This window comes from Streptomyces sp. NPDC016309 (assembly GCF_043077235.1).
Classification (GTDB): domain Bacteria; phylum Actinomycetota; class Actinomycetes; order Streptomycetales; family Streptomycetaceae; genus Streptomyces.
In genome coordinates this window covers 93,788-107,996 of the sequence record NZ_JBIBSG010000014.1, presented here as the reverse complement: position 1 = coordinate 107,996, position 14,209 = coordinate 93,788, and the positions used below count along the sequence as shown (strand labels likewise).

Sequence of the window (14,209 nt, the reverse complement as noted above, 5' to 3'; positions counted from 1 at the left end):
GCCCCAGGCCCCGCCGGCCGGCCTCCCGGGGAGGCCGGGGGCCGGTCGCGCGGCGCACCGGTCAGCTTCGGGACCGGCGGGCCGCCTCCCAGGCCTCCTCCTGCCAGTACAGCGCGAGGAACAGTGCCAGGAGGAGGTCGCCCGTCAGCGACTCGGCGCCGCCGCCCAGCCGTACGCGGATGGGGCGGCTGCCGAACCGGTCGTAGAGGACCTCGAGCGGGCCGACGCCGCACACCCGGCTGCCGAGCCGGTTGTACCGCAGCTCGTGCGGTCCGATGCGCAGCAGGCGCGCGCCGAACCTGCTGTGCTCGCAGGTCCACCCTCCGACCGTGAGCGGCTGGTTGCTCCACCTGCGGTAGGTGATCTCGGCGTCCCCCACGGCTCGCAGCCGGGAACCGAGCGAGTCGTACTCGAGGGTCCACGCGCCCAGGCCGCGGGGCCGGCTGTCCAGCCACGCCCGCCGGCCGTACGTGATGTCCACGTCGCCGATCCGGCGCCACAGCCCTCTGTGATAGGTGAGTTCGATGTCCATCCGACGACCCGCCTCGTCCGTGGGCTCATGTCCAGGTTCGCACGTCCGCCGCGCTCCCGCAGCCGGTCCGCACCACCCCGCCCGGGGGGTGCGCGGGCCGTCGTACGGGCCGGGGGCGTGGCCGGCCGCCCGGCCGAGGCCCCGCATCCGGTCGGGGCCGGCGAGCAGCGGGGTGACGTACGCCGGCATCTCCTGGGTCGGTGAACCAGCGCCTCCCGTTGGTGCCGAACGCCGGTACGGCGTAGCCCGGTTCGGCGAGGGCGTCGGCCCGGCGGCGCTGGAAGTCGTTCAGGCCGGGCCCCCTCGGGCCCGATCAGGACCGCCGGCCGGCGGTCCGCGCCGTCGGGGAGCGAGAGGTGCCCGACCATCGTCAGGCCGTCGGCCGGGTAGGTGACCGTGCGAGTGGTGACCGTGCGAGTGGTGACCGTGGTCATGCCGACGGACCGTTGTCGCCGCCGCACCCGCGCGGGCCGTTCTTCACCCTCGGCGGAACGGCTCGGTCACGCGTGAGCGGGGTGGGTGCGGGTCAGTGCCACGCGGAGTCGGGCGAGCGGGTTCCCGCCCGCCCGGGCGGACGCTCCTGGGCCGCCCAGCGCTCCGCGACCTCGCGCAAGGCCGGGTACCTCGCCAGGAGGTCCTCGTCGGTCAGGGGCCTTTCGGACACCGGCACCACGGTGCGGACGGCGCACCGGTCGGCGGGTGAGGGGGACCGGAAGCCGTACTCGTCGCTCATCAGCACCTCCACGTCGGGGCACACGCGCCTGGCCTCCCGTGGGGAGCCGGGAGGCGGCGCGGCCCCACCCATGGCTGCACCCCGGGCGGGGCCGTCGCACTGCCGTCCGGCGGGACGCCGGGCGGTCGCGCGACCCACAGCATGGCATCGGTTTCGGCCACGCAACAGGGTCACGACCGAAAAACGCTCAGGTGCTCGGCAAGGTCGCATCACGCGCCCCGGCCGACGGCCCTCCGCCTGTTCCGGCCGATCGCGCGCCCCGCCCGTTCCGGCCGTCTCAGCCGACGGCGGGCCGGGTGTCCGACGTGACGGACGCGGCCGGTACCCAGTGGCCGGTGCGGCCGCCGGCGGCGATCCGGAACATGGCCCGGCCGTTGACCACGGACCGCCGGTCGGCCTGCACCTGTACCGGCTCGGAGGAAGCGACCGTCTCGGTGGCCGCCACGGTGCCGTCGGCGGTGATCCGGTACGTCTCCACCGGTACGTCGCCGCCGGGGAAGGTCAGCGCGCGCGTGGGCCGGTACGGAGTGGGCAGCAGCTCGCCGAGCAGGTAGCTCTTCGGCCAGAACTCGCCGACCCACCAGCCGGCGTAGGATCCGGCGCCGATCAGGTAGTGGACGCCGCGCCCCCGGATCCGGCGCCGCATGGCGGCCGGCGCCCGGGTGTCGCGGGAGAACATGACCGTGCGCCGCTTGAGCTGGACGTCGTCCCCGCCCGACGTCCAGGCGCCGCCGGGCGCCGTGTCGAACCGCAGGAGCGTGTGCGTGCCCGCCCGGAACGCGATCGTGCCGCGCACACCGGGCGCCGGGAAGTCGTCCACGAGCCGGTCGACGTGCTCGGCGAAGTCGGGGCTGCCGGTCTGCCGGTGCAGCTGCTGGAACAGGTGGATGTGGTGCTGGTGGTAGGTGGGCGCGGGGATGCGGTGGGTCTGGCAGTAGTACGAGTACCAGCGCTTGTTCCGCAGCAGCGGGAAGTACCGGGCGATGGTCGTCGCGCACGCGTCGTACAGGTCGGCCGCGGGGCCGCTGCCTGTGGCGACGTGGTAGTCGTACAGCCCGAACATCGCGAAGATCATCCCGTTGTACGTGTAGTCCCCGGCGTCCGGCTGCGCGCCCGGGTACTCCTGGATCCACGCGTAGCCCGCGTTGTCGACGTTCACGGCCCACGGGACGCCGTCGTCGAGGACCTGGAGCGAGGGGAACGTGCGGTCCGCGGCCTGGCGGTACCGGTCCCGGTCGGCGGCGCCGAGGGTGTCCAGTTGGGCGAGCTGCACGAACAGGCTGAGCACCTCGCCCTGGGCCATGCCGGAGTACCAGGGGGCCCGGTAGTCGACCCCGGAGTGGACCTGGTGCGTGAAGTCGAAGCCGTAGGGGAACCACCAGGCGCCGCGCGCCTCCTTGCGCCGGGCGATGAGCCGGTCGGCCTGCGCCCGGGCCCGGGTGAGGAACAGGGCCTTGCGGGCGGGGTCGGGCTCGGTGCGGTGGCTTGCGACGCAGCCGAGTCCGAACTGCGCCTGACCGACGGGATGGTCGTGGCCGACGCTGCCGCCACCCGGGAAGTACCGGTACACACCGGCCGCGTCCAGCCGGTAGGGGCCGGTCGACGGTGAGACGTTGGCCCACTTGACCGGGCGGTCCCGCCAGGGACGCAAGCCGTCGGGCAGATCGGTGACGAGCCGGTAGCCGGCCTGTTTCATGGAGTCTCCGGACAGAGGAAGGCCCCGCCCATGGGGTTCATCGGGGCCGTCGTCGGCCATCGGGGCTGTGGGGGGAGCGGCCGCGGCCGGGTGTGGCAGAGCGGGAGCCGGAGCCGTGAGGGGAGGTGAGGGGAGGGGAGGGGAGGGGAGTACGGAGGCTCGCTCGGGGGGAGGGCCTCGCGCGGAATCGAGCGTATCCGCCCCCGTCGTACAGGTGTGGGACCTCCACGGTGGGCCCGGGCATCCGGGTGAAGCCGCGCACCCCCACCGCCCGCCCGGGCGGGGCGCTCAGGCGGCGGTGGCGCCGGCGCGGGCCAGGGCGAACACCCCGGCGACGATGAGCGCGACCGCGGCCAGTTCCGGCACGAGCCACCAGCCCGTGCGTACGTGTTCCTCGTACAGCAGCACGCCCAGGGTCAGGCTGACGGTCGCGTCCCCGAGGGTGAGCGCGGGCTGGGACGCCACGAGCGGCCCGCCTTGCAGGGCGTGTTCGAGGAGCAGGAGCGCGCAGATTCCGCAGAGCGCGAAGGCGTAGGTGTGCCAGGTGCTGAAGAACGCGCCCACGCCCTCGTCGTCGAGGATGTGCATCGAGGTCTTCATCAGCGTGGCCGTCAGGGCGTAGCACACCGCGGTGGCCGCCCCGAGGCAGGCGGCGCGCGCCACCCCCGGCGGCCTCCGCAGGGCGGCGGCCGTGAGGACCAGTACCACCACGGCGCAGACCGCCAGCGTGGGGATCCACCGGTCGAGCGGCACCCGTGTGCGGTTGCCGCTCGGCGAGGCCGCCAGCAGGGCGACCACCAGGCCCACGACCACGGCGGCCACGGCGCCCCACAGTCGGGGCGGGAGCCGCTGACGGTCCGCCAGGGAGCCGATGAGCAGGGCGAGCGGCAGTTCCATGATGAACAGCGGCTGCACCAGAGTCAGCGGACCGGTCGCCAGGGCGGCCGCCTGGCCGACGCCGGCGACGATGACGGCCAGGATGCCGGCCAGCCAGACGGGGCGTCGCAGCAGGTCGAGCAGCATCCGCGGGCGGAGGCCCTGTGCCTGGGGGACGGTCAGGGTGGCGCGCCGCTGGAGGACGGTGGCGACGGCGTTGGCGGCCGCCGCGCACAGCGCGAAGAGGGTGGGGAGGAGGACGCCCATCCACCGATCCTCGTCGGACGCGGGGCCCGCCGGCGGTCACGACACGGCCGGGCCCCGGCCGCGTCGCCGGAGGGTTACCCGGGACGCCGGGCGTGGACGTAGAGATGGGGTTCGGGTTCCGCGCCGGGACCGTGCGGCCGGTAGAGCGCGGTGTGGTGGTGGACGACCTCCAGCCCGGCCTCCCGCAGCACCCGCAGCTGGTCCTCGGTGGCGAGGCTGCTGACGGTGACCGGATGGCCCATCCACACGATGTCCAGGCCCCTGATGTCCCCGGGCACGGTGGCCATGGCGAACGCACCGCCCGGAACCACCCAGGACGCCATCCGCGCCAGGGACCGTTCCACCTCGGGCTGGTCCATCACCAGCAGGGGGAAGAACGCGCACACCGCGTCGTACCCGCCCTCCGGCGGCCGGTAGGCGCGCACGTCCGCCTGCTCGAAGGAGGCGGCCGGGACCCGCTCCCGGGCCAGCCGGACCATCTCCGCCGACACGTCGATCCCGGTGACCGCGAACCCCGCCCCGGCCAGGGTTTCGGCGACGGGCCGGCCGGTGCCGCTGCCCACGTCCAGGACGCGCGCGCCGGGCGGCAGGCAGCCGGCGAGCCAGTCCAGGGCGGCCAGTTGGCCCGGTACGCCGGCGAAGACCTCCTCGTAACGGGCGCCCACCGCGTCGAACACGTCGGCGGCGGACACCCTCGCGGACCGTGGCGCCTGGCCCTCCCCCACACGGTCGCCCTCGCCCTCGACCCGTCCCTGGCTTCGGCTCTCGCCCACCCGTCCTCCTCCGTGTCGCCCGGGTCCGGACCGGAACCGGACCGGGAACCGGACCCGGGGCCCGGGACCCGACGGTATCCGCGGTCCCCGCCACCGGCCAGGGTCCCCGCCGACCGCGCCGTGCGGCGGGGCGGTGCCAGGGCCCGGCGCGGGGCCGGGCGCGGGACCGGGGGAGTCGCGGCAGGACGTCGGCGGGCGGTGTGCGAGGCTCACCCCCATGCGGTACATCATCATCGGTGCGGGCGCGGTCGGCGCCACGGTCGGCGGCCGGCTCGTCCAGGCCGGCAAGGACGTCGTCCTGGTGGCGCGGGGCGCACAGGCGGAGGCCCTGCGGGCGGACGGGCTGCGGCTCACCACCGCGGACGGCACCCGTGTGCACCGGCCGCCGGTCGCGACCGGCCCCGCCGACCTGGGGGCTCTGCGGCGCGACGACGTACTCCTGCTCGCGGTGAAGACCCAGCACGCCCTCGACGCGCTCGACACGTGGGGCGAGGCTGAAGTGGCGGGCGGTGGCACGGCGGCCCAGCGGCTGCCGGTGTTCTGTCTCCAGAACGGCGTGGAGAGCGAACGGCTCGCGCTGCGGCGGTTCGCCCGGGTGTACGGGGTGTGCGTCTGGCTCCCGTCGACGTTCCTGCGGCCGGGCGCCGTGTCCGCCCTGTGCGCGCCCCTGACCGGCATCCTGCACGTCGGGCTCGCGGCCGGCGGCAGCGATCCGCTGGCGGGGCGGGTGGCGGACGACCTCGTCGCCGCCGGCTTCGGGGCGCCGGTCGTCGACGACGTGATGCGGTGGAAGTACGCCAAGCTGCTCGACAACCTGGGCAACGCGATCCAGGCCACCACCGGCCCGGAACCGGACCCGGCCAAAACGGCGCTGCTGCGGCGGGCCGTCGAGGAGGCCGAGGCGGCCTTCGCGGCGGCGGGCATCGCGTACGCCTCCCGGGAGGAGCAGTCCCGGGCGCGCGACGGCAGGGTGGACCAGCCGCCGGGTGTCCGGGGCGGCTCGTCCTGGCAGAGCCTGGCCCGCGGCACCGGCTCCATCGAGGCGGACTACCTGAACGGCGAGATCTCGCTGCTCGGCCGGCTGCACGGCGTACCGACCCCGGTGAACGACGTGCTGCGCCACGCCGCCAACATCTTCGCCCGCAAGGGTCTCCCGCCGGGCGCCATGTCCGTGCGGGACCTCACCGCCCTCGCCGACGAGGCGGCGGGCCGCGCCGCCACCAGCTGACCGCGTCACCGCCTCCCTCGACCGCGCCGCCACCACCTGACTCCGCCGCAGCCTCCCTCGACCGCGTGGTCCCCTCCTGACCGCGCCGTCTCCCCATCGGCCGCCCCGGACCGCTGCCGCCGTACGCGCCCGGCCCCGTGGCGGAGTTGGGGGAGTTGGGGAGTGAGAAGAGCACGCCTCGCCCGAGGACGGCCGGATCAGCCGTCACCATCGCAGAGGGCCGCAACCCGGACACCTGTGAGCGGTTGGGCGCAAACACGGGGAACACACCAACTCCTGTCCGCATAGCGAACGTTGGTCTGCGCCCTTAGGACAAGAGCTGGTCAAATACTTGATCAATATCTGTCAACCGATGGTCATCTCCTGGCACTCTCGCAGCCATCCCCACCACCCCCACGGACCGAGAGAAGGAGACCATCGTGTCCCCGTACTCCCGCACCTCCCGCGTTTCCATACGCGCCGCCGCCCTCGCCGCCTCCGCCGCCATGGTCGTCATCGGTGTCCAGGCGGGCACCGCCACCGCCTCCGTGGACCGCGAAGGGGGCGCCCCGGCCCCGGGCGCCGCCGCCCCGCTCAGCGCCTCCCAGCGGGTGGCCGCCCTCCAGCAGGCCCAGGCCGGCGCTCCCACCACCGCCCGGACCATCGGCCTGGACACCGCGGTCGAGAAGCTCGTCGTCCGCGACGTCGTCAAGGACGCCGACGGCACGGTGCACACCCGCTACGAGCGCACCTACGCCGGCCTGCCCGTGCTCGGCGGTGACCTCGTCGTCCACACCGCCAAGGACGGCAGGAACAAGGGCGTCACCAAGGCGACCGGCGCCCGTATCGCCGTCGCGAGCACCGACGCGGCCGTCACTCCGGCCGGCGCCCGCAAGGGCGCGCTGACCGCCGCCGCCGAGGACGCCCCGGCGGCGAAGGCCACCACCGACGCGCCCCGCAAGGTGGTGTGGGCTGCCACCGGCAAGCCCACCCTCGCCTACGAGACCGTCGTCCACGGGCTCCAGCACGACGGCACCCCGAGCGAACTGCACGTCATCACCGACGCCACCACGGGCAAGCGGCTGCACACCTACGAGGCGATCGAGACCGGTACGGGCACCAGCCAGTACAGCGGCACCGTCCCGCTCGGCACCACGCCCGGCACCTCCGGCTACACCCTCACCGACGGTGCCCGCGGCGGCCACAAGACGTACGACCTGAACGGCGGCACTACGGGCACCGGCACCCTGTTCACCGACGCCGACGACGTCTGGGGCAACGGCCTGGCCTCCAACCGCCAGACCGCCGCCGCCGACGCCCACTACGGCGCTGCCCTCACCTGGGACTTCTACAAGAACGAGCTGGGGCGCAACGGCATCGCCGGCGACGGCAAGGCCGCCTACTCCCGCGTCCACTACGGCAACGCGTACGTCAACGCCTTCTGGTCCGACCAGTGCTTCTGCATGACGTACGGGGACGGCGCCGGCAACAGCCGGCCGCTCACCTCCATCGACGTGGCCGGCCACGAGATGACCCACGGCCTGACCTCCCGCACCGCCGGCCTCCGCTACAGCGGCGAATCGGGCGGTCTCAACGAGGCGACCAGCGACATCATCGGCACCTCCGTCGAGTTCTTCGCCAACAACGCCAACGACACCGGCGACTACCTCATCGGCGAGAAGATCGACATCCGGGGCGACGGCACCCCGCTGCGCTACATGGACAAGCCGAGCAAGGACGGCAGCTCCGCCGACAACTGGTCGAAGTCCGTGGGCCGGCTCGACGTGCACCACTCGTCGGGTGTCGCCAACCACTTCTTCTACCTCCTGTCGGAGGGCAGCGGCGCCAAGACGATCAACGGCGTGAGCTACAACTCGCCCACCTACGACGGGGGCTCGGTCACCGGCATCGGCCGCGCCAAGGCCTACCACGTCTGGTACAAGGCCCTGACGACCTACATGACGTCCACCACGGGTTACGCCGGCGCCCGCACGGCCACGCTCCAGGCGGCGACGGACCTGTACGGCGCGAACAGCGCCGAGTACCAGGCCGTCAACCGCGCCTGGGCGGCCGTCAACGTGAAGTAACGGTTCACCGCCGGTTCGCCGACGGTCCACCGGGGTACGGCGGCACGGTCCCCGCGCCGCCGTACCCGTGGAGGACCACCTCGGTGTGACCCCGGTCGGCGGCGCACCGGCCCTGGCGCTCGCCGCGCGCCCGGGACGTCAGCGTCCGGGAGGGCGGGACGCCGAGGCGTCGGCCTCGCCGCCCGCGCCGAGGAGACCGGTGGCCTCGAACGGGTGCTCCCTGGCCAGCCGGGGCAGCTCCCGGCGCGACAGCGCCGTCACCACCGGCGGCATCGCGGCCCGCACGAGCTGCGTCGCGCGCAGCCAGGACGGTACGTAGACCGAGGGACGCCGCCGTTCGACCGCGCGGACCAGCCGCTCGGCGACGTAGGGCGCCGGGTACACCTTCCTGGCCGGGGGCGGCATGTGGCCGCGCAGCTCCCGCAGCACCGCGTGGGCGTCGACGTCCCGGATCATGTCCGTGTCCGTCCAGTTGATGTACGCGATGCCGACGGCCACACGGCGGTGGGCGACCTCGGCGCGCAGCGAGTGGCAGAACGACTCCACGCCCGCCTTGGAGGCGCAGTACGCGCTCATCATCGGCGAGGCACCGATGGAGGCCAGCGACGCGACCTGGAGGAAGTAGCCCCGGGTCTCGAACAGCGCCGGCAGGTGCACGCGCGCGGTGATGGCGCTGCCCACCAGGTTCACCTCGACGACCCGCCGCCAGACGGCGGGGTCCGAGCGGTGGAAGGGCCCTCCCTCCGCCAGTCCGGCGTTCGCCACGACCACGGACGGCGGTCCCAGCCGCTCCGTCACCTCCGCGGCGACCTCGGCCATCCGGGTGTCGTCCGTGATGTCGACCTCCCAGCACACCGACTCGGTCGGGAGGCGTTCGCGTACCGCCGCCAGGGTCCCTTCCTCACGCCCGAGCAGGGCCACCCGCGCCCCGCGCTCGGCCAGGCGCACCGCGATCGCCTCGCCCAGACCCCGGGCCGCCCCCGTCACGACCGCCGTACGGCCGTACAACGGGCTCTCCTGCGTTCCCATACGACGACTCCCGCTCCTCCATGTGATCCACCGGCCCACCGCCCACCGGCCCACCGGCTCCCAGCCTGACGGCCGGTCCCGGCGACCGCACCCGCAGCGCCGGGCGCCGTGTCCCCCGCGAGGCGGGGCTTGCCATGGAGCGGACTCCAACTCGTAGGGTCGCCGGCAGCCCCGAGGGACAGCCCCCGAGGGACAGCCACGAGGGACGATTCCAGGGAGAGTCGCATGCGCCACCGCGTACTGGGCGGGACCGGCATCACGGTCAGCCCCTACTGCCTCGGCACCATGATGTTCGGAGCCGTCGGCAACACCGACCACGACGAGTGCGTCCGGATCGTCCACGCCGCGCTGGACGCGGGCATCAACTTCGTCGACACCGCCGACATGTACTCGGCGGGGGAGTCCGAGACCATCGTCGGCAAGGCGCTCAAGGGCCGGCGCGACGACGTGGTGCTCGCCACCAAGGTGCACTTCCCCATGGGGGACGGGCCCGGCCGGGGCGGCAACTCACGGCGCTGGATCGTCCGGGAGGTGGAGGAGAGCCTGCGCCGGCTGGGAACGGACTGGATAGACCTGTACCAGGTGCACCGGCCGGACCACACCACCGACGTGGAGGAGACGCTCTCCGCCCTGACCGATCTGGTGCGCCAGGGGAAGATCAGGGCGTTCGGCTGCTCCACCTTCCCCGCGGACCAGATCGTCGAGGCGTACCACGTGGCCGACCGCCGCGGTCTCCAGCGGTTCCGCACCGAGCAGCCGCCCTACTCGCTGCTGGCGAGGGGCGTCGAGCGGCACGTACTGCCCGTGGCGCAGCGGCTGGGCATGGGCGTGCTCACGTGGAGCCCGCTGGCCTCGGGCTTCCTGACGGGCCGTTACCGCAAGGGCCGGGCCGTCGATATGAGCAGCGGACGCCCCACCCTGCACCCGGACCGCTTCGATCCGGCGGCACCACGCACCGCGGCCAAACTGGACGCCGTCGAGCGGCTCGTCGCCGTGGCCGAGGACCTGGGCTGCTCCCTGCCGCACCTGGCCGTCGCCTTCCCGCTCGCCCACCCCGCCGTCACCTCGGTGATCATCGGCCCGCGCACGATGGGGCAACTGCGCGACACCCTCGACGGAGCGTCCGTACGGCTGGACGACGCCGCCCTCGACAGGATCGACGCCATCGTCCCGCCCGGGACCGACGTCTACCCTCCGGACGGTGTCTGGGCCCCGCCGTCGCTCACCACGCCGGCGCTGCGGCGGCGCCCGGCCGGATCCAGGTCCGCCGTCTGAACCCGCCCCCGGGCGTCACGCGCGGCGGTCGGGCAGGCCGATCGGGTTGGGGAAGCGCAGCGCCGTCGCGCAGGCTTCCGAGAGCGGGGTGAGCGCGGCCAGGAGCCCCGTGGCCTCGTGCGGGGGCAGGGCGTGCCACGGACGGGCCGCCGCGCGGTCGGTCGCCGCCTCCACGGACGCGTGGGCGCGGCGGCCCGCGGCCGTGGCCCGCCCCGTGGCGGCGTCCAGCAGCCCGCGACCGGCCAGCCGCGCGGCCGCGGCCTCCCACTCCCCGTCCGTCCAGCCCCGGTACGGTTGCAGCTCGGCGCGCGGCAGGTCGGTTCCGGCCCGCAGCACCAGCGCCTCGCAACCGTCCAGGTCCGCCGCGACGAGCGCGGCCACATGGCCGTCACCCCGGTGCTCGCGCAGGACGGTCGCCGCGTGCCACAGCAGGGCGAGCGGGTCGTCCGGGCGGCGCAGTGCCGCGTTCACCGCGGCGAGCGGGCGGCCGGCGCAGTCCAGGCCGGTCACGTACCGGGCCAGCGAGGCGGCCGCGTGCTCCGCCTCCCGCTCCCGGCCCGCGAGCAGCCGGGTGAGCGCCGCCCGGGCACCTTCGGCCCGTATGTGCAGCGCCTTCTCCGGGGTGACGGTGTCCCAGACGGACGGCAGGGCCCGGGCCACCATGCCGGGCGCGAACGAGAAGAAGGCGGCGGTGACCGGCGCCGGCCCCACCGCGCCCAGCGGAGCCGCCCGGCCGGCGAAGTAGCCGCGCCAGAAGCCACGAAGCCCCGCCTCCTCGAACGCCGCGCGGCACTCCGGCGCGAAGTACGTGACCGCGTGCACCGGTTCGGCCAGCGTCCACAGCAGACGGGCGGTGCGCTCGGCCGGGGAGGCGGGGGCGGTGTCCGTGGCGAGGTCCGGGGAGGCGGGGGCGGTGTCCGTGGCGGGGTCCATGCCCCGCATTCTGTGCCGGGCGCCCGGCACCGCACCAGCGGTTCCCGGACAAGGTGCCCCGGGCCGCCGCCGGAACACGGTGCGGTGTGCCTGCTGATGAACGGACTCCTCACCAGCGTCCTTGACCAGTGATCCCCGGACCCCGGGCGGTGGGTACAGAAGGTCACGGATGGGGTGCCTTCGTGAGCTCGTCCACCAGCCGTGCCGTGACCGGCACGGCGACCGCGTGCCGCGCTGCTGCGCGCAGCAACGCCCCGCCGATCGCATCCAGTTCCAGCGGCCGGCCGGCCTCGGCGTCTCGCTGCATCGAAGACTTGCTGTCCGGCGGAAACGCGTCGTACCTCGTGAGGGTTTGGGCCGGGTCGACCGGTGCGCCGCTGGCAGAGCTGACGGCTGCGGCCTCCTCGACGAGAGCCACCAGTTCCTTGCGGTGCCGCGTCCGTACACCGCCGATGGTGAGTCCGTAGCGGGTGGTGAGCAGCGCGAAGGGGGCGAGGAAGGCGAACTTGCCCCAGAGAGTGGCACTCTCGTCCTCACTCACGCGGACGTGCACGCCGGCGGCTGTGAGCATCGTCGCCAGCGGAGCAAGGCGTGCCGCCGGTCCGGCGAGGTCGATCTCGGTGAACGGGCTGCCGTGCTCGATGCTCCCCGGAGCGACGCGGGTCGATTCGACGCGGATGGCGCCGGGGACGACCGGCTGTGCGCCGTAGCGCCGACGCAGCGCGGCCGTGTGCTCGATGCCGTTGAGCAATGGCAGCACAAGGCCATCCTGGACGAAACCGAGCGGTACCCGAACCAGTGCCTCTTCGAGGGCGGTCTGCTTGACGGTGACCAGGCACAGATCGACCGGCTCGCGCAGCTCGGTGTCCACCTCAACCTGGGCGTCGAAGTCACCGAACTGAGCGCTGCGCACGTGGAGGCCGTCCCGCCGCAGCGCATATGCCGTTGCCTCTCCCGCCAAGCAGATCACCCGGTGTCCGGCGCGGGACAGCAGCGCGGCCAGCAGGCCGCCGACGCCTCCCGGTCCGAGGACGGCCACGGTCCACGCGCGGGCTGAGACTTCCGTAACCAGCGGGGAGGGTGTGAGCACGGCGCGGCAATCCTTCCATGCGGATGCGGTCAGCAGTGGTCCGAAGCGCGTGAACAGGGTGAGGAGACCGGGCCCCCACTTCAGGCGGAAGTCAGGGTCGACATGGGCGATGTCCAGTTCGTTGGCTGCGGTCAGTTCGGCAAGGTCCCGCCTCAGCTCAAGGCTGGGGGTGAAGACGCGGCCGGTGAACCGGTCCCGGATCGGGGCATCGGTCTGGGCCAGGTTCGGGTAGGAGGCGTCCCGGTCGCAGCCGGCATAGGCGTAGACGAGCTCTTCGGCCTCGGTTCCGATCACCGCGGCCAGTTCACTTCGGCGGTCCGGTGGCAGCAACGCCGTGGGAAAGCCGTCGGTTCCGTAGAACGCGTGGCACAGGCCGGCCAGTTGCAGAGCGGGACGAGCGCCCCACGCGGCGAGTCGTTCCTGTACGCGTGTCAGGTGGGCGAGGAGGGTGCCGCCCGGGTGATCGAGATCTGCGGCACCGAGCTCGCGAAGGAGCGCGATGGCGTGGGCGAAGGCCGGGGGTGATGTGGACAAGGGAGGTGGTCCTCTCTGTGTGGGCGGGTCGGCACCCGCCTCCCCCCGCCTTCAGGTGCGATTCGTCGCGAAGGCGCGGAGGCGGGTTGCCGCCCTGGGCCGACCCCTTACTGATCATCGAGCGCCCCAACACCCCAGTCAATCCTAGGGTTTGCTTCTCCGGTCCTAAGTCTTGCCTTGGGTGTCCGCGGGATGGACGCCTACGTATGGTTGCCGAACGTCGCGCCTACCGGTCCCCACCCCTCCCCGAGGGCCGCTGCCCCCGGCTCCTGGCTGGGGCGGGGCCTCCGGCAGCGGAGGGCCGACCCGGCCGGTCCTGCCCCCCCTGTCGCCGCGGTCGCGCCATGCCGGGACCACGGCGCTCAGCATCAGTACGGCGCTGAGGGCGAACGCCAGGGGGTAGCCGGTCCGGTCCGCGAGCAGCGCGAAACCCACCGCGCCGAGGCCCATGCCCGCGTCGCGCCTGGCCGCCGGCTTCCACGCGATCGCGCATCTCAGCCCCCTGGCCGACGAGCAGGCCGTTGTCACCGCCGCGCGGGCCCGGTCCGTCGGCCTCTACGGCATGAGCCTGTACCGCTCGACGCACGCCACGACCCCCGCACAACTGGTGCTGGGCTTCGGCAACGTCGCCGATCGCGCCATCGCCTCCGGCATCACTGCGGTCCGCCACCTGCTTTCCTGACCGGCGCGGGCTCCGTGCGCCGCCCGACGAAGCGTCTCGACGACGCGCTTCGACCGGGTCAACGTGCGAGGGCGCGCCCCGGGTGCCCGGGTCCTCAACTGCCTTGGGCCGGCTCGCTCTCTTTGCCTTCGACCAGGCAGAAGGGATGACCAGCCGGATCTGTGAAGACCCTCCACCTCTCCTCACCCGGCTGGTGATCCGGCTTGCCGGCACCCAGCTCCAGCAGCCGGGCCTCGGCCTCGTCCAGGTCCTCGACCTCGAAGTCGAGGTGGAACTGCTGGGGAACGGCTTGGTCCGGCCAGCGCGGAGCCCGGTAGTCGTCGACCCGTTGAAAGCCGATGAAGAGTCCGTCCTCACCACTGAGACCGGCAAAACCGGCGTCTTTGCGGGGGCACGGTCGCCGTGAGCGGGCTCCGGACCCGGCTGGAAGAGTGGCGGGGCCAGTCGAGAGGACGGCAAGCGAATCCGTTCTGTGCCGTGCGTGAACCGGCTGGC

General features: G+C 73.8%; 12 protein-coding genes and 3 pseudogenes. 4 read left to right on the top strand and 11 right to left on the bottom strand.

Annotated features, from left to right (window positions below; all coding sequences use genetic code 11):
• Positions 1-61: 61 nt before the first annotated feature.
• The 6 genes and pseudogenes from ACF068_RS28770 to ACF068_RS28745 all read right to left on the bottom strand — a co-directional run bounded on the left by ACF068_RS28770 (position 62) and on the right by ACF068_RS28745 (position 4,877).
• The gene (locus tag ACF068_RS28770; RefSeq protein ID WP_392277222.1) at positions 62-532 is read right to left on the bottom strand and encodes a hypothetical protein; all 471 of its coding nucleotides are present in this window, start codon (positions 530-532) and stop codon (positions 62-64) included.
• 123 nt (positions 533-655) lie between these two features.
• A pseudogene (locus ACF068_RS28765) lies at positions 656-966 on the bottom strand (dienelactone hydrolase family protein); the annotation flags it as partial.
• Between the two features lie 92 nt (positions 967-1,058).
• Positions 1,059-1,265 carry a hypothetical protein gene (locus tag ACF068_RS28760; RefSeq protein ID WP_392277211.1) on the bottom strand — a complete coding sequence of 69 codons (207 nt, stop codon included), beginning with the start codon at positions 1,263-1,265 and terminating at the stop codon, positions 1,059-1,061.
• Between the two features lie 277 nt (positions 1,266-1,542).
• Positions 1,543-2,961, bottom strand: a complete 1,419-nt coding sequence (locus ACF068_RS28755) for a D-glucuronyl C5-epimerase family protein (protein ID WP_392277210.1) — start codon at positions 2,959-2,961, stop codon at positions 1,543-1,545.
• Positions 2,962-3,249: 288 nt separating this feature from the next.
• Positions 3,250-4,104, bottom strand: a complete 855-nt coding sequence (locus tag ACF068_RS28750) for a DMT family transporter (RefSeq protein ID WP_392277209.1) — start codon at positions 4,102-4,104, stop codon at positions 3,250-3,252.
• 74 nt (positions 4,105-4,178) lie between these two features.
• Positions 4,179-4,877, bottom strand: coding sequence for a class I SAM-dependent methyltransferase (locus tag ACF068_RS28745; protein WP_392277208.1), 699 nt, complete (start codon positions 4,875-4,877; stop codon positions 4,179-4,181).
• Positions 4,878-5,094: 217 nt separating this feature from the next.
• Between ACF068_RS28745 and ACF068_RS28740 the strand changes: the two genes are divergently transcribed.
• Both ACF068_RS28740 and ACF068_RS28735 read left to right on the top strand, forming a co-directional pair.
• Complete coding sequence (locus ACF068_RS28740) at positions 5,095-6,105, top strand: ketopantoate reductase family protein (protein ID WP_392277207.1); 1,011 nt, start codon at positions 5,095-5,097, stop codon at positions 6,103-6,105.
• Positions 6,106-6,590: 485 nt separating this feature from the next.
• Positions 6,591-8,171, top strand: coding sequence for a M4 family metallopeptidase (locus ACF068_RS28735; protein ID WP_392277221.1), 1,581 nt, complete (start codon positions 6,591-6,593; stop codon positions 8,169-8,171).
• 138 nt (positions 8,172-8,309) lie between these two features.
• Here the strand turns inward: ACF068_RS28735 and ACF068_RS28730 are convergent, their stop codons facing one another.
• Entirely contained in the window at positions 8,310-9,200 is an 891-nt protein-coding gene (locus tag ACF068_RS28730; protein WP_392277206.1) for an SDR family oxidoreductase, read from the bottom strand.
• Positions 9,201-9,425: 225 nt separating this feature from the next.
• Between ACF068_RS28730 and ACF068_RS28725 the strand changes: the two genes are divergently transcribed.
• On the top strand, positions 9,426-10,475 hold the full coding sequence (locus ACF068_RS28725) for an aldo/keto reductase (protein ID WP_392277205.1): 1,050 nt from the start codon (positions 9,426-9,428) through the stop codon (positions 10,473-10,475).
• 15 nt (positions 10,476-10,490) lie between these two features.
• On the opposite strand, the gene ACF068_RS28720 is transcribed toward ACF068_RS28725, so the two are convergent.
• The 3 genes and pseudogenes from ACF068_RS28720 to ACF068_RS28710 all read right to left on the bottom strand — a co-directional run.
• Complete coding sequence (locus ACF068_RS28720; protein WP_392277204.1) at positions 10,491-11,408, bottom strand: hypothetical protein; 918 nt, start codon at positions 11,406-11,408, stop codon at positions 10,491-10,493.
• Positions 11,409-11,571: 163 nt separating this feature from the next.
• Positions 11,572-12,480 (bottom strand): ketopantoate reductase family protein, encoded by a 909-nt coding sequence (locus ACF068_RS28715; protein WP_392277220.1) that lies wholly within the window; start codon positions 12,478-12,480, stop codon positions 11,572-11,574.
• A 270-nt stretch (positions 12,481-12,750) separates the two neighbouring features.
• Positions 12,751-13,032: pseudogene (locus tag ACF068_RS28710) on the bottom strand (DUF6817 domain-containing protein); the annotation flags it as partial.
• A gap of 448 nt (positions 13,033-13,480) precedes the next feature.
• Between ACF068_RS28710 and ACF068_RS28705 the strand changes: the two are divergent.
• A complete protein-coding gene (locus ACF068_RS28705) occupies positions 13,481-13,714 on the top strand; it encodes a hypothetical protein (RefSeq protein WP_392277203.1) in 234 nt (77 codons plus the stop codon).
• 94 nt (positions 13,715-13,808) lie between these two features.
• Here ACF068_RS28705 and ACF068_RS28700 read toward each other — a convergent pair.
• Positions 13,809-14,105, bottom strand: a pseudogene (locus ACF068_RS28700) (VOC family protein); the annotation flags it as partial.
• Positions 14,106-14,209: the final 104 nt, after the last annotated feature.

Coding starts and splice junctions, on each gene's coding strand:
- ACF068_RS28705 (WP_392277203.1), top strand. CDS start 13,481: ATGCCCGCGTCGCGCCTGGCCGCCGGCTTCCACGCGATCGCGCATCTC.
- ACF068_RS28755 (WP_392277210.1), bottom strand. CDS start 2,961: ATGAAACAGGCCGGCTACCGGCTCGTCACCGATCTGCCCGACGGCTTG.
- ACF068_RS28730 (WP_392277206.1), bottom strand. CDS start 9,200: ATGGGAACGCAGGAGAGCCCGTTGTACGGCCGTACGGCGGTCGTGACG.
- ACF068_RS28750 (WP_392277209.1), bottom strand. CDS start 4,104: ATGGGCGTCCTCCTCCCCACCCTCTTCGCGCTGTGCGCGGCGGCCGCC.
- ACF068_RS28770 (WP_392277222.1), bottom strand. CDS start 532: ATGGACATCGAACTCACCTATCACAGAGGGCTGTGGCGCCGGATCGGC.
- ACF068_RS28760 (WP_392277211.1), bottom strand. CDS start 1,265: ATGAGCGACGAGTACGGCTTCCGGTCCCCCTCACCCGCCGACCGGTGC.
- ACF068_RS28740 (WP_392277207.1), top strand. CDS start 5,095: ATGCGGTACATCATCATCGGTGCGGGCGCGGTCGGCGCCACGGTCGGC.
- ACF068_RS28720 (WP_392277204.1), bottom strand. CDS start 11,408: ATGGACCCCGCCACGGACACCGCCCCCGCCTCCCCGGACCTCGCCACG.
- ACF068_RS28725 (WP_392277205.1), top strand. CDS start 9,426: ATGCGCCACCGCGTACTGGGCGGGACCGGCATCACGGTCAGCCCCTAC.
- ACF068_RS28735 (WP_392277221.1), top strand. CDS start 6,591: ATGGTCGTCATCGGTGTCCAGGCGGGCACCGCCACCGCCTCCGTGGAC.